The 21,271-nt window shown below is 39.5% G+C and carries 18 protein-coding genes; 17 read left to right on the top strand and 1 reads right to left on the bottom strand.

Going from position 1 to position 21,271, the window contains the following annotated elements; genetic code table 11:
* The first annotated feature begins 64 nt into the window (after nucleotides 1-64).
* From RMZ41_RS28305 to RMZ41_RS28240, 14 genes are all read left to right on the top strand, one after another.
* Nucleotides 65-1,054, top strand: a complete 990-nt coding sequence (locus RMZ41_RS28305) for an isopenicillin N synthase family dioxygenase (protein ID WP_322640833.1) — start codon at nucleotides 65-67, stop codon at nucleotides 1,052-1,054.
* A gap of 58 nt (nucleotides 1,055-1,112) precedes the next feature.
* Nucleotides 1,113-2,294 carry a hypothetical protein gene (locus RMZ41_RS28300; RefSeq protein WP_322640832.1) on the top strand — a complete coding sequence of 394 codons (1,182 nt, stop codon included), beginning with the start codon at nucleotides 1,113-1,115 and terminating at the stop codon, nucleotides 2,292-2,294.
* 60 nt (nucleotides 2,295-2,354) lie between these two features.
* The gene (locus RMZ41_RS28295) at nucleotides 2,355-3,863 is read left to right on the top strand and encodes an MBOAT family O-acyltransferase (RefSeq protein WP_322640831.1); all 1,509 of its coding nucleotides are present in this window, start codon (nucleotides 2,355-2,357) and stop codon (nucleotides 3,861-3,863) included.
* Between the two features lie 29 nt (nucleotides 3,864-3,892).
* Nucleotides 3,893-4,615 (top strand): class I SAM-dependent methyltransferase, encoded by a 723-nt coding sequence (locus RMZ41_RS28290; protein ID WP_322640830.1) that lies wholly within the window; start codon nucleotides 3,893-3,895, stop codon nucleotides 4,613-4,615.
* Nucleotides 4,616-4,642: 27 nt separating this feature from the next.
* Nucleotides 4,643-6,481 (top strand): carbamoyltransferase, encoded by a 1,839-nt coding sequence (locus tag RMZ41_RS28285; protein ID WP_322640829.1) that lies wholly within the window; start codon nucleotides 4,643-4,645, stop codon nucleotides 6,479-6,481.
* Between the two features lie 5 nt (nucleotides 6,482-6,486).
* Nucleotides 6,487-6,894: an SxtJ family membrane protein gene (locus RMZ41_RS28280; protein WP_322640828.1), complete on the top strand. Its 408-nt coding sequence runs from the start codon at nucleotides 6,487-6,489 to the stop codon at nucleotides 6,892-6,894.
* Entirely contained in the window at nucleotides 6,894-7,058 is a 165-nt protein-coding gene (locus tag RMZ41_RS28275) for a DUF5989 family protein (protein ID WP_190233927.1), read from the top strand. Before RMZ41_RS28280 ends, RMZ41_RS28275 begins: the two co-directional genes overlap by 1 nt.
* A 10-nt stretch (nucleotides 7,059-7,068) precedes the next feature.
* Nucleotides 7,069-8,358: an SGNH/GDSL hydrolase family protein gene (locus tag RMZ41_RS28270; protein WP_322640827.1), complete on the top strand. Its 1,290-nt coding sequence runs from the start codon at nucleotides 7,069-7,071 to the stop codon at nucleotides 8,356-8,358.
* Nucleotides 8,359-8,383: 25 nt separating this feature from the next.
* The gene (locus RMZ41_RS28265; RefSeq protein ID WP_322640826.1) at nucleotides 8,384-9,472 is read left to right on the top strand and encodes an SGNH/GDSL hydrolase family protein; all 1,089 of its coding nucleotides are present in this window, start codon (nucleotides 8,384-8,386) and stop codon (nucleotides 9,470-9,472) included.
* A 17-nt stretch (nucleotides 9,473-9,489) separates the two neighbouring features.
* Nucleotides 9,490-10,449, top strand: a complete 960-nt coding sequence (locus RMZ41_RS28260) for a hypothetical protein (protein ID WP_322640825.1) — start codon at nucleotides 9,490-9,492, stop codon at nucleotides 10,447-10,449.
* Nucleotides 10,450-10,527: 78 nt separating this feature from the next.
* Nucleotides 10,528-11,427, top strand: a complete 900-nt coding sequence (locus RMZ41_RS28255; RefSeq protein WP_322640824.1) for a hypothetical protein — start codon at nucleotides 10,528-10,530, stop codon at nucleotides 11,425-11,427.
* Between the two features lie 158 nt (nucleotides 11,428-11,585).
* On the top strand, nucleotides 11,586-12,269 hold the full coding sequence (locus tag RMZ41_RS28250) for a radical SAM protein (protein WP_322640823.1): 684 nt from the start codon (nucleotides 11,586-11,588) through the stop codon (nucleotides 12,267-12,269).
* 85 nt (nucleotides 12,270-12,354) lie between these two features.
* Nucleotides 12,355-13,377 (top strand): isopenicillin N synthase family dioxygenase, encoded by a 1,023-nt coding sequence (locus tag RMZ41_RS28245; RefSeq protein WP_322640822.1) that lies wholly within the window; start codon nucleotides 12,355-12,357, stop codon nucleotides 13,375-13,377.
* 96 nt (nucleotides 13,378-13,473) lie between these two features.
* Nucleotides 13,474-14,427, top strand: coding sequence for an isopenicillin N synthase family dioxygenase (locus tag RMZ41_RS28240; RefSeq protein ID WP_322640821.1), 954 nt, complete (start codon nucleotides 13,474-13,476; stop codon nucleotides 14,425-14,427).
* Nucleotides 14,428-14,468: 41 nt separating this feature from the next.
* Here RMZ41_RS28240 and RMZ41_RS28235 read toward each other — a convergent pair whose 3' ends face one another.
* A complete protein-coding gene (locus RMZ41_RS28235; protein ID WP_322640820.1) occupies nucleotides 14,469-15,302 on the bottom strand; it encodes an aldo/keto reductase in 834 nt (277 codons plus the stop codon).
* A gap of 382 nt (nucleotides 15,303-15,684) precedes the next feature.
* Here RMZ41_RS28235 and RMZ41_RS28230 point away from each other — a divergent pair, with 382 nt between their 5' ends.
* The 3 genes from RMZ41_RS28230 (at nucleotide 15,685) to RMZ41_RS28220 (ending at nucleotide 20,506) form a co-directional block, all read left to right on the top strand.
* A complete protein-coding gene (locus tag RMZ41_RS28230) occupies nucleotides 15,685-16,926 on the top strand; it encodes a glycosyltransferase family 4 protein (protein WP_322640819.1) in 1,242 nt (413 codons plus the stop codon).
* Nucleotides 16,927-16,960: 34 nt separating this feature from the next.
* Nucleotides 16,961-18,322: an MFS transporter gene (locus tag RMZ41_RS28225; protein ID WP_322640818.1), complete on the top strand. Its 1,362-nt coding sequence runs from the start codon at nucleotides 16,961-16,963 to the stop codon at nucleotides 18,320-18,322.
* A gap of 183 nt (nucleotides 18,323-18,505) precedes the next feature.
* The gene (locus RMZ41_RS28220) at nucleotides 18,506-20,506 is read left to right on the top strand and encodes an ABC transporter ATP-binding protein/permease (protein WP_322640817.1); all 2,001 of its coding nucleotides are present in this window, start codon (nucleotides 18,506-18,508) and stop codon (nucleotides 20,504-20,506) included.
* The last annotated feature ends 765 nt before the right edge of the window (nucleotides 20,507-21,271 follow it).

The following is a 21,271-nucleotide window of genomic DNA, read 5'->3' as shown; positions in this document are numbered from 1 at the left end:
TAGTATGCGCTTTAGCGCTAAAGCGCATACTACAAACTTGAATTAACTTCACTGATTTTTAACGATGCTATCAATTAACGAACTTTCAAAAGAGCCTATTATTTCAACAAATATTCCTGTTATTGACTTACATCTATTTTTAGTTGGTGACAGAGTTGCTAAAGAATTAATTGCCAATCAAATCGCCAGTGCTTTACAGGAAATGGGATGTTTCTACCTGAAAAATCACGATATTTCCACGACTTTGATTGCTCAAGCATTTGCTCAAGCCAAGCGTTTTTTTGCACTGCCGTTAGAAGAGAAGAAACAGATAGCTTTAACAGAAAACTGTCACCGAGGATATATCCCTGTGGGGAAGTCAAGCATACTCAGCGAACAATTTTACTTTGGTAGAGAAATGAATCCAGAGGAATTAGATCAGCTAGATCATCCTTTTCACCAACCGAACCAATGGATACAAAGTCAAACAGAGTTTCAAGAAGCGATGTTGCAATTCTTCGCAGCTTGTCACGCAAGTACGCTGAAAGTTCTTGAAGCCTTAGCTATTGCTTTGAAACTGCCAGAGTCCTATTTTGTCGAGTTACATTCTGAGCAAAATCATGCTATGGGACTGCATCACTATCCTAGTGCATCTGAACTTCCAAAAGCCCAAAATATTCGCCTGGGAGAACATACAGATGGAAATACTATTACTTATGTGTTTCAGCATGAAGTAGAAGGTTTAGAAATTTGCACAAAAACTGGAGAGCGAGTTCCAGTTCCTTTGATTCCTGTTACGGTTGTGGTCATGGCAGGAGAAATTTTGCAACGATGGACGAACGATAAAGTTTATGCCACAAAACACCAAGTTGCAATACCATTTGCATCCCAATCTATTCAACCAAGATACTCATTTGCATTTTTTGCGTCTCCTAATAACGATGCCGAAATCGCCTGTCCTGAAAGTTGTTTAGGTGCAAATGAAACTGCAAAATATCCACCCATTCTCACAAGCGAATTTTACATCCAAAGAAATAATAATAATACATCAATTTTAACTTCTTCTAAAAAGTAAACTTCCTTCTCTCTCCGCCTTACGTGAATTAAAATAATTTATTCTTCAAAAACTGACAATGAATATAGATATTCTGAAAAAAGTAGTACCAAAACCAGTAATTATGTTTTTTTATAGCATAATTTTTCTGCTTGGTTTGATTTCGACCTCTGGATTAATTAATACCGTTTTACCCTCTTCTGTTACTCCTCAAAATCTTGGTGACATCAGTACTAAGTTCCAATATTTTGCTGAACACAAAAATGATTATGATGTGATTTTTTTAGGGCCTAGTACTACATATCAAGGAGTTATCCCCAAAGTCTTTGATGAAACAATGACATCTAATGGTAAGAGTATTAAGTCTTTCAACTTTGGAATCATGGCAGCCAATGCAGTTGAGATGGATTTTTATTTGCAAAAGATTTTAGCTTTAAAGCCAGCAAATTTAAAATGGATATTTTTAGACTGTTTAGTTGACTTTTTTATGGAGGAAGCACCGACTGCGGCTAAAAATGTTTACTGGCATACTCCTGTTAAAACGATAGAAAATTTTCAACTAATTTCTGAATCAACGTCTACTTTAAAAGAGAAGATTAGCGGTTTTTACGCAAATTCAGTAAGCTTTCTATATCGATGGCTAGGTATTGGTTATTTTTCTACTCTTTGGCAGCAACAATCTGAAGTATTACCAAAAGGAATATCTGCTGAAAAATTAATACAAGAAGCTGGATATTATGCAATGGACTGGTTGGAAAATAGTGAGAAACGGAGAGAAATTTTTATATCAAATTACTTGGAAAGTTATGAACAACAATTAAAGCAATCAAAATCAGGAGTTTTTGTTAGAGGAAATATATCTACATATCCACTTAATTCCTATATAATTAAAATCATTCAAAATATAGCTTCTAGAGTTGAAAGCCAAGAGAAAACTGGTCAAATTAAAGTTAAACCCATTTTCTTTATTCCTCCAGTTCTCAATACTGATTTTAACAATTCTGCTATTACAACAGCTTACAATGTAGGATATATCCCAACTTTATTTGCTTTTAATAAGCCTAATACTTTCACCACGTTATATGAAGTCGATCGCCGGGCTGATGCGAGGCATTTAAATCAAGAAGGCGCTCAAGAATTCACCCGCGTTTTGGCAGCAGAGTTTTCTAAATATCTGAATTCATCTCCAAACGATCCATATAATCAATCCCTTCTATCTAGAAGTCAGCTAACCACAGGAAAATACCACAACCAAACGTGAAAATAGAATATTTTTTAATCTTTAGCCTCTGTTTTAGTTAATTCACACCTGAGAATAAACATGGTTTTTACAGAATTTCGTTTTCTATTTTTCTTTATTATTATTTTCTGTGTCTACTGGACTTTACAGAAACACAATCATCGTAAATCATGGTTGCTAGTCTGTAGTTATATTTTTTATGGTGCTTGGGATTGGCGCTTTCTTTCTTTGCTTTTACTTTCGACAGTTGTTGATTACTTTGTCGGTTTGATGCTGTCTAGACCACAGTCTGATAGTTCAATAGTAGGGCAAGAAATTCAAACAAGCGAGGCAGTACCACACAGATTTTCTTGGGATGCAGTGCTGAATAAACCAATAAATCAGCAGCAGCGCCAAGGATGGTTGGCACTCAGTTTAGTTGTAAATTTAGGTTTATTAGGATTTTTTAAGTACTATAACTTCTTTGCTGACTCTGCCTCAAACTTATTAAATTTTTTGGGGTTGCCTGTTAGTATTAACACCCTTAAAATTATTCTGCCAGCAGGAATTAGTTTTTACACATTTCAAACTCTGAGCTATTCAATTGATGCGTATCTAGGTAAAGTCAAACCTATTAGAAGTTTTTGGGATTTTTCTCTATTTGTATCTTTTTTCCCTCAATTAGTTGCAGGCCCCATTGTCCGCGCATCTACTTTTTTGCCTCAACTACTAACTCCAAAAACTTTAAACAAGGTTGATTTTCAGGGATGCTTAACGCTTTTTCTGGTGGGATATTTCAAGAAAGCTTGCATTTCGGATAATCTTTCTCCCTTAGTAGACCAGTATTTCACGAATCCAGAAGTGTATACCGCCTTGAGTTGCTGGATTGCTGTGATTTCTTTCGCTATACAAATATACTGCGACTTTTCTGGCTATTCTGATATGGCGATCGCCTGTGCAGGTTTACTTGGCTATAAGCTACCCCTAAACTTTAATTTTCCTTACTTTTCTACCAATATCACTCAGTTGTGGCAACGTTGGCACATTACGCTTTTCACCTGGCTGCGAGACTATATTTATAGCCCTTTGATGAAAATGCGGCCAAAAGAAGAACGCACAAAAATCTTTAGTTCTAGAAATCTTCTGATTTTGATGCTTACCTCTGGATTCTGGCATGGTGCAGCTTGGCATTTTGTCGTTTGGGGGGGATTAAATGGCATTGCTTTAATTGTTCACAAAGAATGGTCATCCTGGATTGCTCCTTATAAGCGATTCCAGACACTTAGAAATATCTTAGGTATCCCCCTCACGTTTTACTGGTTTTGTGCGTCTGCAATCTTCTTTCGGAGTAACAATATTATCAGTGCTGTGCAAGTTGAAAAAAGCTTTTTATTCTTTAATTCTCCTGGTTCAGAAAACCTAAATATTCAAGTTGCATGGGTTTTTATTCCTTTAGTTATTATGCACTGGGCAGCTTATAAAGATTGGTTCGCGGACTGGTGGCAGAAAATTCCTAAATGGAGTTTTGCAGTTTTTTATGGAATGTTAGTTTCAATAATACTTCGGTTTGCAGCAATCAATCCTCAACCCTTTGTCTACTTTCAGTTTTAGTTAACTTTAGCAGTTTTCTTCTTAAAAATATGAGTAAGAATACCATTTTACATCCCATCAAATCTTTCTTCAAATATCTCTCGTTTAATCTCCAATATGAATTGATGCTTTTATCTTATAGAGGTAAAAGCAGAAAAGAAGTTTTTAGTGATATATATTTTCGTAATCGTTGGGATGGTCAGGAATCTATTTCTGGAAGAGGTTCTACTCTTCAACAAACATCGGTAATCATCAAAAAACTACCAATTTTTCTGGATAAGCTGAATATCAAAACAATGCTTGATGCGCCTTGTGGGGATTTTTATTGGCTAAAAGAAGCAAAACTTAATATACAAAAATACATTGGATGTGATATTGTTGCCGACTTAATTACTACAAATCAAGGTAGTTATGGTAACGAAGTCCGAGAATTTATTAATCTCGATTTAGCAACAGATCCACTGCCACAAGTCGATTTAATTTTCTGTAGAGATTGTCTAGTACATCTCTCATTTAAAGATGCGATCGCTGTAATTAAAAATTTCAAAAAAAGCAATTCTACATATCTTTTAACTACAATTTATCCGGGTATACCGGAAAATAAAGATATTGTGACGGGTGATTGGCGAGCAATCGATTTACAATTACCTCCTTACAATTTTCCCGATTTTCTGGAAATTATTGATGAAGAAACAACGGAAAGAAAAGACTATCCACAAAAGAGTTTGGGTCTATGGAAATTGAGTGATATAGAGTTAGGGAATAGGGAATAAATAAAAATAGGAGTTTTATATAAAAAAATGTATATTCTGGGAATTTCAGCTTATTATCACGATAGTGCCGCCGCCTTAGTTGTGGATGGTGATATTGTTGCCGCCGCACAAGAGGAGCGTTTTTCCCGCAAAAAACATGATGCGAGATTTCCCAAAGGTGCGATCGCCTATTGTCTTAAACAAGCAGGTATTAGACTATCAGAAGTAGACCAAATCGTTTTTTACGATAAGCCATTGGTCAAATTTGAGCGACTCTTAGAAACCTATCTCGCCTACGCGCCCAAGGGATTAGGTTCCTTTATTGCAGCAATGCCTGTTTGGTTAAAGGAAAAGCTTTACCTCAAAACGCTGTTAAAAAAAGAACTGGCGACCCTCGGAAATTGCAAAAAAGCACAATTGCCCCAACTTTTATTTACTGAACATCACCAAGCACACGCCGCTTCTGCTTTTTTCCCCAGTCCTTTCGAGCGGGCGGCGGTGCTGTGCCTTGATGGAGTTGGAGAATGGGCAACTACCTCGGTTTGGTTAGGAGAAGATCATCAACTAACTCCCCAATGGGAAATTGATTTTCCCCACTCTTTGGGGTTGCTTTATTCTGCCTTCACCTATTACACGGGTTTTAAGGTCAACTCTGGGGAATACAAACTCATGGGTTTAGCGCCCTACGGTGAACCCAAATATGTAGACCATATCCTCAACCATCTTTTGGATCTTAAAGAAGATGGCACATTTCGGTTGAATATGGACTACTTCAACTACGCCACGGGGTTGACCATGACTACCCCGAAATTTCATGAATTGTTTGGTGGTTCGCCACGCCAAAGCGAGGGAAAACTCACCCAGCGAGAAATGGATATAGCTTGTTCTATCCAACACGTTACCGAGGAAGTCGTTTTGCGTTTGGCAAGAACGGTTAAGAAGGAACTGAACACAGACTATCTTTGTTTAGCCGGTGGAGTCGCCTTGAATTGCGTCGCCAATGGACGCATTTTGCGAGAAACAGATTTTCGAGATATTTGGATTCAACCAGCAGCCGGGGATGCAGGGGGAGCAGTTGGGGCAGCATTAGCTATTTGGCATCAGTATCATGAAAAGCCGCGCATTCCTCACGATGGGGATGCCATGCGGGGCGGCTATCTAGGCCCTTGCTTTGGGGAAACAGAGATTCGAGACTATCTCCAGTCTGTGAATGCACCTTACCAATACCTAGAAGATGACAAACTCATGCCTGAACTTGCCGAAATTTTAGAGCAAGGGAATGTTGTGGGTTGGTTCTCTGGCAGGATGGAGTTTGGGCCACGGGCGTTAGGTGGTCGTTCGATTATCGGCGATCCTCGCAGTTCTAAGATGCAATCGGTGATGAACCTGAAAATTAAATACCGTGAATCCTTCCGTCCCTTTGCTCCTTCTGTTTTAGCAGAACAGGTTTCTAACTACTTTGAGCTTGACCGTCCCAGCCCTTATATGCTTTTGGTTGCACCAATCAACAGCGAACTGCGGATTTCTATGACACCAGAACAGGAGGAGTTGTTTGGCATTGATAAGTTAAACGTGAAGCGATCGCAAATTCCCGCCATCACTCATGTAGATTACTCCGCGAGGATTCAAACGGTTCATCAACAAACCAATCCTCGATACTATGAACTGCTGCGACATTTTCAGGCAAAAACGGGCTGTGCAGTTTTGGTAAACACATCATTTAATGTCCGGGGTGAACCAATTGTGTGTACCCCAGAAGATGCCTATCGCTGTTTTATGAGAACCGAGATGGATTACTTGGTATTGGAGAACTTTCTCCTCACCAAATCGAACCAACCCCAGATACAAAAAGATGAGTCTTGGAAAACAGAATTTGAATTAGATTAACGCCGATGAACGAAATACAACAACTCGATCGCAAAGGACTACGAGATTTTGGACTGCTTGGCGGTGCGATCGCCGCAGGATTATTCGGTAGTGTGTTGCCCTTGATACACCATGAACCTTTACCTGTTTTACCTTGGGCGATCGCAGCCGTACTTTGGGTTTGGGCGCTGATTGCCCCCGCCACACTCAACGGTCTTTACCAAATTTGGATGAGAATTGGACTGGTTTTAGGTTGGATTAATACGCGGATAATTCTCAGTATTATTTTCTATACCTTAATCACGCCAATTGGTCTAGTAATGCGAGGCGTGTTTCATCATGATGCGATGGCCAGAAAGCTAGATGCTGACGTAAAAACTTATCGCATTATCAATCAAGTTAAACCTATAAACAAAATGGAGAAACCATTCTAATGCTTGAAACAACACAAGACTTGCTGAAAGATTTATGGGGATTGCTGAAAGAACGCCGCAAATTCTTCTTGCTACCACTCATCGTCACACTATTACTCTTAGGTATCTTGATCGTGTTCGCCCAGTCATCAGTACTTGCACCATTTATTTACACACTATTTTGAGGAATGTGAGGTGGTAACATCGTCATTATCATTAAAGCGGTGGGTAGCGGTGATGCTGACTCTAGCTTTATTGCTAGGTGGAATTGTCTTAGGGCTGGCAGTTGTAGAAATTGGCTTACGCATTGCTGGCGTTGAATACAAGACATTTTATACCTTCGATGAACATAGAGGTTGGGCAGGACGACCTTATGCGGCTGGGTGGGTGCATGACGAAGGGGAAGCCTATATCCAATACAACAGTGAGGGCTTTCGCGATCGAGAACATTCCCAGGTTAAGCCAGAGAATACTATCCGTATTGCCTTGCTGGGAGATTCTTTTACAGAAGCACGCCAACTGCCACAACCACAAGGAATCGCAGCAGTCATTGAACGCGAACTGAAAAATTGTCCCACCCTAGCAGGTCGTGACGTAGAAGTGATGAACTTCGGAGTAAATGGTTATGGAACCGATCAAGAACTGATCGCCTTGCAACAAAAGGTCTGGAACTATTCACCAGACCTCGTACTTCTGAATTTTTATCCAGGTAACGATGTCATCAACAACTCCCGCAGTCTCACCGAAAAAATGGTGAGTCAGACTGCTATGGATAATAGCGCCCTGATGAAACCCTATTTTCTTGATCGAGATGATAATTGGGTGCTTGATGACTCGTTTGTAAATATGGATATTTATCGTTCACAAAAGTCATGGTGGCATCAGGCTTATCTCCAAGTTCAAGATAATTTACGGATTTTACAGCTTTTAAAACAAGCAAAATACGCTTTACCACTTCCTCACCAAGATCAGAAAAAACAAGACTCCCAGTTAGCAACACAACCTGCAACACTTTCTCCCTATACTGACCCTGAATGGCAGAATTTCTTAAAGCAAACAGAATGGCTTGTATACAACACTGCAACCGATCCTGAATGGCAACAAGCATGGCAACAAACAGAAAAACTAATTAGTTTAATACATAATGAAACAATTACTAAAAAAGCGAACTTTGCTGTAGTAACGCTAACAACTCCCTTGCAAGTTAATCCCGATTCTGTCGTGCGTCATCATCAGGAAGTGTCAGGGTTAACAGATTGGTTTTATCCAGAAAAGCGGATTGCAGCATTAGGAGAACGTGAAGGTTTTACTACTATTAATCTAGGAGAATCTTTTCAGGCTTATGCCGAGCAGAATAATGTCTGCTTACATGGGTTTGATAATACTTTTCGCTGTGAAGGACATTGGAATGCTTTGGGACATCAGTTAGCAGGGGAGATTGTTGCTAAAACACTGTGTCAACAATTCGTAATTCGTAATTCGTAATTCGTAATTGTAAGAGTAGGAATTGATGCGAAAAATAAAGCCTTGGCTACAAAATTTATTGCTCATGCTGGCTGGAGTTATAGTTGGGCTGTTAATCATCGAAACTTTTGCCATTACTACTGGAGTTGCTGCCCCACAAAAGTCCAAGGCGCAAATTTTTTATCAATTTATTCAACCGGATGCTCAATTAGGTTACAAACCTAAATCAAACCTGAAAGACTTCAAAACTGTTTGGCAAGAAGCAAAAGTGACAGAAGTTGCTAATACAGATAGTTATGGATTTCGCAATATAGGGAGAGATTACACAAAATCTAACTTGTATTTTATTGGAGATTCATTTACATGGGGTCAATGGGTTAGTGAAGAAAACATATTTCCCAGACTTGTAGAATCAGAGTTGCAGCAGCCAGCAATTAATTTAGGTGTTCCCGGTTATTCTTTTGCTCAATATGAAACATTATTTAATGAATGGATCGCCAAATATAAACCTCAAACAGTCATCTTATCTATAGTTGCTAATGATTTAACTAATTATTCATCGGATATTGGTCAAAAGATATATAATACGCTTAAAGAAAGAAGTTTTTCGCCTTGGTATGAAAAAACGTTTTTGTATCAGTTTGTCTGGAAAAATAACAAAAAAAACTTGCCAGTAAAAGCTGGAAATTCTATTTCTAAAGAAGCAAAAAATGGTTTGACTCTATTTAATTTATCGCTGGCAGCACCTGAGTCAGGAGTAGGTGTAGATAGCGATTATTTGACATCTGATGGAGTTATCAAAGTAGAAGCGGCATTATCACGAATCATTCGTTTGACCCAAGCAAATCGAGTTAAGCTTTTTGTTTTTCTCGTACCTTCAAAAGAATCAGCTTATATCAACGATTACGTCCAGTTATTTCCTGAGAATGTAGATTTGCTCAAAAATGAAGAGATTGGCTATCAGCGTTTATGTGATATTGCAAAATTACAAAATGTAACTTGTGTCAATCTAACTGATGATTTTAGGAAAAATAGTCAGCAAGAAAAGCTTTACTTTGATATCGATGGTCATTGGAATCCTGCGGGACATAAACTAGCTGCAAAAGTAATTTTAAAGACTTTAGATAATTCGTAATTCGTAATTAAATGACAATGAGCCAAACAACCACAGAGGAAATATCTAACGAGATGCCACCGCTTGAAATGGAAATTCAAGACGCTTTTGTACGTATGCCCTATCCTCCACCAACCCCATACCCGATGATGGGGGCTGCTTCGTTAGGAGATATGCCATCCTTTGCGATGGATGGCGAAAATCTTGGCGGATATTCTCAGTACGGTGTCGCTGCTACTTCTGGGGCAGAAAATCGGCTGGATGTCTTTAGCATTGGCAAAGATAGCGCTATGTACTACAAAAAGTGGCATGGCTCAGTCTGGAGTGATTGGGAAAGGCTGGGAGGCTACTGTGTTTCTGCACCATCTGCGATCGCCAGAGGAGAGAATCGGATTGATACCTTTGTGATTGGAGGCGATCGCTCTGTGTATCATAAAAGCTGGGATGGTTCAACCTGGAGCGATTGGCTAAATCTTGGCGGATATTCTCAGTACGGTGTCGCGGCTGCTTCTTGGGGAGATCGGCTGGATCTGTTTATCGTCAACTGGGATGGAGCCGTATACCAAAAGTGTTGGGATGGCTCAATCTGGGGTGATTGGGAAAGGCTGGGGGGCTACTGTATTTCAACACCAGCTGCGGTTTCTTGGGGCTTAAACCGGATTGACACCTTTGCCTTGGGTAGCGATCGCGCCATCTATCAAAAGTATTGGGATGGCTCAAGCTGGAGTGGTTGGGAAAAACTTGGTGGCTATTCCCAGTATGGTGTGGCGGCTGCTTCGGGAATGGAAAATCGCCTAGATATTTATATCATTGCTCGTAACGGTGCTGTGTACCAGAAGTGTTGGGATGGTTCTAATTGGGTTGGGTGGAATAATCTGGGCGGTTACTCTATTGCTGCGCCGGCTGCGGTTGCTTCTGCGCCAAAGCGTGTTGATACTTTTGTGTTGGGTAGCGATCGCGCAGTCTACCACAAGTTTTATGCAATAAGGGTCAGTTAAGGCTTAACTCTTTGTCAAAGTCAGTTTTTTTAACGAACCGCCAAGAACGCAAAGAACGCAAAGGAAGAGAAGAGGCCAATGACAACCAGTTTTCCAACTACAGCAGTGATTTCTCAGGATCGGGGTATGCCATTTCCGGCGATGAGTCCCGCCTCTAAAGAAGATATGCCAATATTTTCTACTGATGGGGAATATTTAGATGGATATTGCCAGTATGGTGTTACAGCCACTTCTTGGTCAGAGAATCGGCTGGATGTTTTACTTACAGCGAGTATTGGCCCTTTATGGCATAAGTGGTGGGATGGCTCAACTTGGAGCGATTGGGAAAGACTTGGAGGATATTGTATTTCTTCGCCAGCTGCGGTTTCTTGGGGGTTGAATCGTATTGACACCTTTGTTTTGGGTAGCGATCGCGCCACCTACCGGACATGGTGGGATGGTTCAAAATGGAGTCGTTGGGAAAACCTTGGCGGATATTCCCACTATGGAATCGCCGCCGCTTCTGGTGGTGAGAATTTGCTAGATATTTTTGCCATCGGGATTGATGGCGCAATGTACCACAAACGTTGGAATGGTTCAGCCTGGGATGATTGGAATAATCTTGGAGGGTACTGTGTTTCTGCACCGGCTGCGGTTTCTCACGGGATGGATTGCATTGATACCTTCGTTTTAGGCGGAGATGCTGCGATTTATCATAAGCACTGGAATGGCTCAACCTGGAGTGGTTGGAAAAGCCTTGGAGGGTATTGCCAGTATGGTGTCGCTGCCACTTCTGTGGCGGAAAATCGGCTAGATATCTTTACTGTTGGCTGTGATGGTGCAATGTACCGCAAGAGTTGGGATGGTTCAGTCTGGAGTGATTGGCGGCATCTTGGTGGTTACTGTACTTCTGCACCGACGGCGGTTTCTCGTGGGAAAGACTGCATTGACACTTTTGTTGCAGGTGGCGATCGCGCCGTATACCACAAATGTTACTAAACTCATGCACTCCACGCACAAATGAATTAGGACTTACGCAAGAACTCTCTGAAACCCTCTTCCCTTCGCGTCCTTCGCGGTTCGTTTTTTCATAATTTTGCGTAAGTCCTGTGAATGATTGTATTGAATAGTTGTTAATATTTTATGGGTTCAAAACTATGTATATCTATCAAGTTGAAATCTCAAATTTTTGTAATCTAACCTGTTCTTACTGTCCTCACCCATCTCAAGGTAGAACGAAAGGAAATATGTCTTTTTCTACATTTGTAGATGTTGTTGAATTAGCAATTCAATGTGGACAAAAAGATTTGTTTCTTAACAATTTTGGAGAACCTCTACTTCATCCAGAATTATTAGACTTTATCACCTATGCTAAAACCAAAGGAATTGAGTGCAATTTTATCACCAACGGTATACTCCTTGATGAGGCAATGGCATGGCGCTTGTCTGAATTAGGAATACACGATATTTATCTCTCGGAACATCTGATTGGGCAGAAAGAGCGCATTCAACAAATGTTTCAGGAAAAATCTATTCCTTTGTCTATCGTCTATACCTATAATCCTCATCAGCAGGAAAAGCATGATTGGGCTGGACAAGTTACTTCTAAAACTACATCACGCCGAAGTTTAACTAGTACGATAGAAAAGCAAAAGCCGTGCATTTTTGAAACTAAAAAGCGAGTTGTGGTTTTGTGGAATGGAAGTATCAACACCTGTTGTATAGATGTAAATGGAACAGGTATTGTGGGTTCTGTTAAAGATTATCTTGGTAGAATACATGAATATGAATTTAATTCGATCCCACTATGTAGCACTTGTGATTTAATGCGTGAAGAATAATTTATGAATCAGGCAGAGAATTCTATTTTTAGATAAATACTATCAATTACCAAGAAAAAATCAGTTTTTTAGGAATGTTTTAACTATGACCTCAATCAATGAACTAGCAAAGCAAACAACTGTTGCATCACAGATACCCATTATTGACTTTCACCCTTTTATTGTGGGTGACAGCAATACCAAAGCAGCAGTTGCTAACCAAATTTCTTGTGCTATTGAAGAAATGGGCTGCTTCTATTTAAAAAATGGAGTTTCCCAAACTTTAATCGATCAAGCCTTTACCCAAGCCGAGAGATTTTTTACACTGCCATTAGCAGAAAAAGAGAAAGTAGCCTCAGCAGTAACCGGGCGAAGTCGGGGTTACATACCTTTTGAGAAAATGTTCATTGGCGATCAACCAGGACAATTACATGAGTCTTTTAGTTTTGCTAATGAATTTGACCCCAACAAATCCGGGGCTGATGATTATACAGAGTCATTGGATGTCCCTAATCAATGGCCAGAAAATCCGCCGGAATTTCGTCAAGTTTTGCAGCAATTCTTTCAAGCTAGCCAAGAATGTGCTTTGAATATCCTAGAAGCATTGGCGATCGCCCTGCAACTACCAAATTCCTACTTTACCGATTTACATTCTCAGCAAAACCACGCCGGAGTTTTCAATTACTATCCCAACATCTCTCAAGCGCCAAAAGTAGGACAAACTCGCTTTTTTGAACATACTGATTTGGGCAGCATCACCTTACTATTTCAGGATCAAGGAGGAGGATTAGAAGTATACACACCTAAAGGAGAGTGGATTACCACCTCATCAGTTCCTAATACCGTTTTGGTGATGGCGGCAGATATGATGTCACGATGGACAAACGATAAATTTTGTGCTACACCTCATCGCGTTTCCGTACCAACTGATTTCCAGAAAGTAAAAGAAAGGTACTCATTTAGCTTTTTTGTGATTCCTAATTACGAAGTAGAAGTTACTTGTCTAGAAAGTTTCTTAAAAAACGATGAATCTCCTAAATATCCTCCAACATTTGTAGGCGATCATCTCCTCAAAAGAACCAACGATCGAGCAAAAAAATATGGTCGTACCACTAATGATTCTTTTTGAATTTTTGAGGTTCGTAGTGAGCGATTTATCGCTTAAATATAAGGACTAAAGTCCTTACTACAAACTTAATCAATTTACTCTATCGACTTTTAATGTATGAATTTAATTAAAGAACTCGAACAACAAACTACCACTTCCACACAAATTCCCATCCTTGATTTCCATCAGTTTACTGCCGATCAAGTCTTACAAGCTATTCAAGAAGTTGGCTGCTTTTACCTGAAAAATTGCGTTCCCCAAAATGCAATTGACCAAGCCTTTGGTAATGCTAATAGCTTCTTTGCACTACCAGAGGCAGAAAAAAGACAACTAGCTTGGAAAGACGGCGCGGCGCTTGGATACTTTTACACTAAATATAACGGTGACTTTCGGGAAGCCTTTGTGTTCGGCGAAGCTGTTTTAACAGAACAAATCGATACAGATTCTCCTGTGGCGCAACAGGTTCATCAACATCTGGGACAGCATCCCGCTTTTCGTGATGCTGTGCAGCAATTATTCACAGCTTGTCATGATGCTGGTAATCGTATTCTCAAAGCGATCGCCATTGCCCTAAACTTACCAGAATCTTACTTTAGCGATCGCCATCCTCAACAAGCCGACTATGGGCTGTTGCATCGCTACTATGAAGTATCCGAACCTCCCCAACCCGGAGAAGCCCGCTTCGAGGAACATACAGATTGGGGCAGTCTTTCCTTACTCTTTCAGGATGAAAATGGCGGACTAGAGGTTTGCACCAATGCCGGAGAATGGATTGCTGCACCCCCACTTCCTAACACACCGATAGTCTTTATTGCAGATGTCATGCAACGATGGACAAACGATAAACTTCCTGCTACCAAACATCGGGTACTAATGCCAGCCAATGCCCGTAGTCTTCCAGAAAGATACTCCTTAGCTTTCTTTCTCTCCCCTGGCGATGATACAGAAATTGCCTGTATTGAAAATTGCTTAGATACAGGTGAATCTCCTAAATACCCCCCAATTCTGACAAAAGAATATTACAAACAGAAAACTGAAGATTTGGCAAAAAGATTTAATGGTTCTAAATGAAAGGGAATGGGGAATGGGGAATGGGGAATGGGGAATGGGAATTACCAATTTTCAAGGAGGGCAATAGGTGCAGATGGTGGGGGAAAGGCAACGTCCAAAGCACTCAATTCTTCTTTTGTTAACTGCAAATCGAGGGCAGCACGATTCTGTTCAACGTGGGTGATACTGCTGGCTTTGGGAAAGACGATCGCCTCTTGATGCAACAACCAAGCGATCGCCACTTGTGCAACTGTTACCCCGCGCTGTTGGGCAATTGATTGCAATTTGGGATGTTTGAGTAGTTCACCTTGTAGCAAAGGCGAATGTGCCATAATCGGGATTTCTCTTTGCCGACACCAGGATAACAACTTCCATTCACTATTGCGATGCTGCAAATTGTAGGGGATTTGATTTGTCGCAATGGCTTCACCTCCAGGTAAAGCACTGACTTCTTCCATATCCTCAATATCAAAATTGCCAACCCCATAATCTCGAATTTTGCCGGATTGTTTCAATGTCTCAAATGCTGCCAAAGTTTCTGATAACTGTACAGGCCCCCGCCAATGCAACAAATAAAGGTCGATAAAATCGGTCTGCAAGCGCCGTAAACTATTCTCGCAAGCTGCGATCGCCCCTTGCCCAATCGCATTGCGAGGTGCAACCTTACTAACCAGAAAGACTGATGAACGACAATTAGCGATCGCTTCACCAATTAACGTTTCCGCCCTACCCTCACCGTAAATCTCTGCCGTATCAATCAACGTCATCCCTAAATCGATTCCGCGACGCAAAGCAGCAATCTCACTTTCACGCTGCGCGATCGCTTCACCCAGTCCCGCAGTCCCCATTCCCAATACTGGCATCAATCGACCGGATGGTAAACAAATAGTTTTCATCAGCAATTTCTTAATTTAAAACTTACAAAGTAGCTTTACTCATCTTCAAATATTTTTGCACAGTAAAACATAAGTATTTAACTTTTTTATTAACTAGACAAAAACCTTTTGCTATTTTATTTACGCTTTTTATTGATAACAATCTTAAAGGATGTTTTAAAAGTGGTTGACTGTAATTTTAGGCACTTGTTGATCCCCCCTAACCCCCCTTAGAAAAGGGGGGTTAGGGGGGATCAAAGTCCCCCTTTTTAAGGGGGATTTAGGGGGATCTAAAACGTTTTGCTACCGACCAGATGACTTTTAAAACATCCTCTTAATTTTAAACACCCAACTAATAACTTATTTTATTTAGCTTTTACCCAAAAAAAACATCTAATTAATTATGAAAATCGCCTTCTTCGATTATCCCGTCACCCTAGCCGAACCCCCTAAAACAGGAGGAATCCGCTTAGTATCTTATGCATTAGCACTGCGTTTGGCTCGTGCGGGACATGAAGTTTTATTCTATGGCTCAAAAGGTCACTATCAAGAATTAGAATATCACGAAGATGGCATTACCTATCGCCGTATTCCCGAATCATGGGTTGATAAAATATTAGAACCACTGAACTTTCTTGATATCTGGAACATATCTCATCCTCAACGACCTTTCTATGCCTCTAAATTATTTTTCTGCGAATTTTATCGACAAGTCGCCAAGGATATCCAAGCACAGCAATGTGATGTAATTCACATGAACATTGTTTTTCAATTTGTTCCCCTCATGCGTGCCTATAACCCCCAAGCAAAAATTGTTTTACATATACATAGTGATTTTCTTCCATTGTTCGATCCAATAATGGTTAAAAAGCACCTTAAATCAGTCGATTTAGTAATTGGATGCAGCGATTATCTAAAAAATCAGGTTCGGAAATACTTGCCTCACGTTAACAGCCAAACTTTATATAACGGTGCAGATACTCGTCACTTCGCCGTCCCTAATCATCACAATAAAGAAGCTAAGAAAAAAGATATTCAACAAATCCTTTTTGTGGGTAGAATTTCACCAGAGAAGGGTATACACGTTTTAATTGATGCCTTTAATAAAGTAGTATCCCATTATCCACAAGTACAGTTAAAACTTGTCGGTTCAGAAACCGCATTAGTACCGTGGTACACACTTGATAGAAAAGACCCACAAATTCAGAATCTTCATCCTTATTACCAAGGTAGCTATCGGGAGCAATTGCAAAAGCGAATTGCTTCTAACGCAATTAGTTCGGTTTTTTTTCTAGGCAAAGTTCCCCATTTCGAGCTATTTGAATATTATCAGCAAGCAGATATATTTATTTTTCCATCTGTTTGGAACGAGGCATTTGGAATGCCAATTATCGAAGCAATGTCAATGAGATTACCTGTTATTGCTACCCGTGGGGGTGCTTTCCCTGAACTGATAGAAGATGGGAAAACAGGGTTATTGGTCGAACGCGGGAATTCGGATGCTTTAGCCGACGCAATGCTGCGGCTGCTTTTAGATGACAATCTCAGAATTGCAATGGGAGAACTTGGACAGCAACAAGCAGTTGAAAAGTTTGATTGGGATCATCAAGCGCAAAAGCTATTGCAGCAATATCAAGCAATATGAAAAGTTTGAATATGCATACATTTAGGAGTTCATCGTGTTAGCAAGTATAGAAAAAACCCCACTGACTATTTTCCGTGAGATGAAACTGTTTATCATTGTTTGGGTGGGACAGCTAATTGCATGTATTGGTAGCAGCATCACTGCATTTGCTTTGGATGTTTGGGTTTACAAACAGACAGGTTCTGTCACCCAATTTGCTCTGATTACCCTTTCTAATACTTTACCTTTGATCTTACTTGCACCTTTAGCTGGGTTATTAGTAGATCGGTGGGATCGTAGATGGACAATGATTTTCAGCGATTTATTTGCAACTTTAGCAACAGTGGCGATCGGTGCTTTATTTATCATCGGTCGATTGGAAGTGTGGCACATTTACTTAGCCAATACCTTCAGTGCTATCTTCATGGCTTTTCAGATACCCGCTTTCATCGCTTCCATAACCCTATTAGTACCAAAACAGCACCTTGGTCGTGCGAATGGAATGCTGAGTTTCATGAACGGTACGGCGCGGCTTGTCGCACCACCTTTAGGAGGTATTTTGTTAGGGATGATTTCTCTGCAAGGAATTATCGTGCTGCATTTAACTACCGTATTTTTGAGTATTACTCTTTTGTTGCTGGTTCAGTTTCCTAAATCCAGCACTCCTGCTGTTGCAATTGAGGAAAGTTCTTTTCTCAAAGAAACAACTTATGGATTAACCTATTTATTGGCTCGACCAGGACTACTAGGAGTATTAATCATTTCAGCTTATAGCCTTTTTCTTGTAGGATGTGTTCAGGTTATCACTATACCTCTGGTGTTATCTTTTGCTCCCGTAACAGTTTTAGGGACTATTCTTTCACTCTTTGGCGTTGCTATTTTAGCAGGAGGTTTACTGATTGGTATCTGGGGAGGTCTAGAGCGTAATATGAATACGATATATAGCTGTATGTTGCTCACGGGTGTGTTTCTTCTTGTTGCCGGTTTGCAAGCTTCTATTTATGTTTTCATTGTCGGTATGTTCTTATTCTTTTTGATCAGACCAATAATTGCTAGTTCAACACAAGCTATTTTTCAGTCGAAAGTTGAACCATTAGTGCAAGGTAGAGTTTTTTCTATTAAAGGAGCGATCGAAGCTGTAGGTTTGCCTCTAGGCTATATTACGATAGGCCCTTTGGTAGAAAAGGTGTTTGAACCCTTAATGGCTACTGATGGTTTGTTGGCAGGTAGTATCGGACAAATTATTGGTGTCGGCACAGGTAGGGGTATGGGACTTCTGTGCGTCATCATGGGAATGTTGACTATTTCAGCAACTTGTATTACCTACTTCTACCCTCGCCTACGATTTGTGGAAGATGAACTACCTGATGTGATTGATGAAGTTGCGTTGGCTAGACCCGCCGCAGATATCCTCTAAGTTCTGAGAGGATGTATTACTCAAACTCTTATTTTTTAGTTAACTAAAAGCAAACTAGATAAGTAAGAATGATTTCTAAAAAAGCAATAGCTAAAAAGCTTATTTAGTCAATTTTTCCGCCTATATTTGCCTTTACTTCAGTTATAGAGTCATAGAAAATTTCCGACGTACTTATTATAAAATATGCAAGCTCAAGTTCTTCGCAATCAAACCTTAAAAGATACTACTTCTCCATTGTCCGCTTTTAATCGATTTTGGGAGAATGTTAGAGCGATCGCAGGGCCTTATTGGTATCCAACAGAGCCAGGAGAGAGAGTATTTTCAGATGTGATTCGCGCATGGGGGATGCTCATTCTCTTGATCTTATTAATAATCGCGCTCGTGGGCGTAGCTGCCTTCAATACCTTCATTAGTAACTATTTAGTCAATGTCATTATTGAAGAGAAAGATATTACTAAATTTACTCAAACATTGTCAATTTACGGCGTTAGTCTGATCTTTGTAACCTTCTTGGTAGGATTTTCTAAATTTGTCAGAAAAAAAATTGCTCTTGATTGGTACAAATGGCTAAATAATCGCACATTATCAAAATATTTGAGTAAGCGTGCTTATTATCGAATAAATTTTAAATCTGATGTTGATAACCCAGATCAACGTATAGCTCAAGAAATTGAACCCGTTACCAGTAATGCTCTCTCTTTTTCAGCTACTTTTTTAGAAAAAGTGCTGGAAATGACGGCTTTTTTAATAATTGTTTGGTCAATTTCCCAACAGATCGCTATTGTTATGCTTGTTTATACGATCATAGGAAATTTGATTGCTATTTATTTAACTCAAGAATTGAATAAGATTAATCAAGAGGAACTTGAACTTAAAGCTGAATATAATTATTCCCTAACTCATGTTCGTAATCACGCTGAATCGATAGCTTTTTTTCAGGGAGAAAATCAAGAATCAAATATAATTCAGCGCCGATTCAATAATCTCCTAAAAAATATTGAACGCAAGATTAACTGGGAAAGAGGTAAGGAAATTTTTAACAGAGGATATCAGGCTATTATCCAAATATTTCCGTTTCTAGTACTTGGGCCATTATATATTAATGGTGAAATTGATTTTGGGCAAGTTGGTCAAGCCAGTTTAGCTACTGGTTTGTTTGCTAACGCTATGGCAGATTTAATTAGTGAATTTGGAACTTCGGGAAGATTTTCTAGCTATGTTGAGCGTTTATCTGAGTTTTCAGATGCTTTAAAAGAAGTAACTAAGCAACCCGAAAATGTCAGTACTATTAAAATAATAGAAGAAAATCATCTTGCTTTTGAAAATGTCACCTTACAAACGCCTAACTATGAACAGGTAATCGTTGAAGATTTATCTTTGTCTGTTCAACCAGGAGAAGGTTTATTGATTGTCGGCCCTAGTGGTCGAGGTAAAAGTTCTTTATTGAGAGCGATCGCTGGTTTGTGGAATGCGGGAACTGGTCGTCTAGTGCGTCCTCCTCTAAAAGAAGTATTATTTTTACCCCAACGCCCATATATAATTTTGGGAACTTTGCGCGAACAATTGCTCTATCCTAATACCAGTCGTCAAATGACCGACGCAGAACTAAAAGAAGTTTTGCAACAAGTCAACCTACAAAACTTGCTAGATCGAGTCGATGGCTTCGATACAGAAGTTCCTTGGGAGAATATATTATCGATAGGAGAACAACAACGCTTGGCTTTTGCACGACTGTTAGTTACTCATCCTAGCTTTACTATATTAGATGAAGCAACGAGTGCTTTAGATTTAAAAAATGAAGGAAGGTTATATCAACAGTTACAATCAACGAAAACAACATTTATCAGTGTTGGGCATCGGGAAAGCCTGTTTGATTATCATCAATGGGTTTTGGAACTTGCACAAGATTCCAGTTGGCAACTTGTGACTGTGCAGGATTATAGAAATCAAAAAGCAATAAATATTCAAAGCACGCCTAATAATGAGTCACAAAATCAATCTCAAATATTGACAGAAACAATTACAAGTGAAAAGCTTTCTCATAAGGAAATAAGTGAATTAACTAACTATTCCATTAGCACTATTAGAAGTAAGGCAAGCAAAGGAGATTCTATTACTACTAGGGATGGTTTGACGTACCGCTATGACAAGAGATCAAGTGTATTGAAATGGCTGAGAGTTTAGCAGTTAGACAATTTGTTTAGTTTGTTGAATTCTCGCCTATGAAAGAATAGTTTTCTATTTTGATTTGTAAAAATTGTCCTTGTTCAGAACCCCAAATTTTTTAAAAATTTGGATTTTTGTTGTTCACTAATGACTTATGATATTATGTCCGCTTGATTACTTATTAAACCCGAAGAACCCCACCCTCAAACCCTCTCAACTTTTCGGGAGGGGAGACAAAGCACAGCTTTGGCGGGGTGGGGTTCTTTTATTATGGGTAATTTGGCGGACATGATATGACTGGTGTGTAATAGAAATCTGGTTTATTATTAAACATAATTATGTATGAAAGAAGTTAACAGCAAATAAAACAGGTAAGAGTAGGAGCGGGGTTAAAAATATTATTAATTACTAATGACGATCTCAGCGAACCCACCCCTACTTGTTCAATAATCAAATAAAATTACTATAGTTTGATCTTGATTACTTAACTTCATAATTATTAAACAATAATTTCTTAACTTTCTTAACTTTCCTAACTAACTCCCAACTAACTTAGAACAATTACTTCTTAACTATCTTAACTGACCTTGAAAATATATTGAATTAATGATATGTTTTTACTTGAAAAAGCAATTTACTTTAAAGGAAACTCTATGTCTACAAAGACAGTAAAAACAGTGGATGTTGTAGCGTTACCACTCTTTGTACGTTTCTTGAAAGAGCAAGCTACTGAAGGAACAGAGGTTCCTTGGACTTACAAGTTTCCTTCAGATTTGGAAGATA

The sequence above is a fragment of the Nostoc sp. DedVER02 genome, from assembly GCF_034530675.2.
GTDB lineage: Bacteria > Cyanobacteriota > Cyanobacteriia > Cyanobacteriales > Nostocaceae > Nostoc.
The sequence above is the reverse complement of the archived record's forward strand: the minus strand, read 5'-3'. Positions and strand labels throughout refer to the sequence as shown.

Coding starts and splice junctions, on each gene's coding strand:
- RMZ41_RS28305 (WP_322640833.1), top strand. CDS start 65: ATGCTATCAATTAACGAACTTTCAAAAGAGCCTATTATTTCAACAAAT.
- RMZ41_RS28300 (WP_322640832.1), top strand. CDS start 1,113: ATGAATATAGATATTCTGAAAAAAGTAGTACCAAAACCAGTAATTATG.
- RMZ41_RS28295 (WP_322640831.1), top strand. CDS start 2,355: ATGGTTTTTACAGAATTTCGTTTTCTATTTTTCTTTATTATTATTTTC.
- RMZ41_RS28290 (WP_322640830.1), top strand. CDS start 3,893: ATGAGTAAGAATACCATTTTACATCCCATCAAATCTTTCTTCAAATAT.
- RMZ41_RS28285 (WP_322640829.1), top strand. CDS start 4,643: ATGTATATTCTGGGAATTTCAGCTTATTATCACGATAGTGCCGCCGCC.
- RMZ41_RS28280 (WP_322640828.1), top strand. CDS start 6,487: ATGAACGAAATACAACAACTCGATCGCAAAGGACTACGAGATTTTGGA.
- RMZ41_RS28275 (WP_190233927.1), top strand. CDS start 6,894: ATGCTTGAAACAACACAAGACTTGCTGAAAGATTTATGGGGATTGCTG.
- RMZ41_RS28265 (WP_322640826.1), top strand. CDS start 8,384: ATGCGAAAAATAAAGCCTTGGCTACAAAATTTATTGCTCATGCTGGCT.
- RMZ41_RS28260 (WP_322640825.1), top strand. CDS start 9,490: ATGAGCCAAACAACCACAGAGGAAATATCTAACGAGATGCCACCGCTT.
- RMZ41_RS28255 (WP_322640824.1), top strand. CDS start 10,528: ATGACAACCAGTTTTCCAACTACAGCAGTGATTTCTCAGGATCGGGGT.
- RMZ41_RS28250 (WP_322640823.1), top strand. CDS start 11,586: ATGTATATCTATCAAGTTGAAATCTCAAATTTTTGTAATCTAACCTGT.
- RMZ41_RS28245 (WP_322640822.1), top strand. CDS start 12,355: ATGACCTCAATCAATGAACTAGCAAAGCAAACAACTGTTGCATCACAG.
- RMZ41_RS28240 (WP_322640821.1), top strand. CDS start 13,474: ATGAATTTAATTAAAGAACTCGAACAACAAACTACCACTTCCACACAA.
- RMZ41_RS28235 (WP_322640820.1), bottom strand. CDS start 15,302: ATGAAAACTATTTGTTTACCATCCGGTCGATTGATGCCAGTATTGGGA.
- RMZ41_RS28230 (WP_322640819.1), top strand. CDS start 15,685: ATGAAAATCGCCTTCTTCGATTATCCCGTCACCCTAGCCGAACCCCCT.
- RMZ41_RS28220 (WP_322640817.1), top strand. CDS start 18,506: ATGCAAGCTCAAGTTCTTCGCAATCAAACCTTAAAAGATACTACTTCT.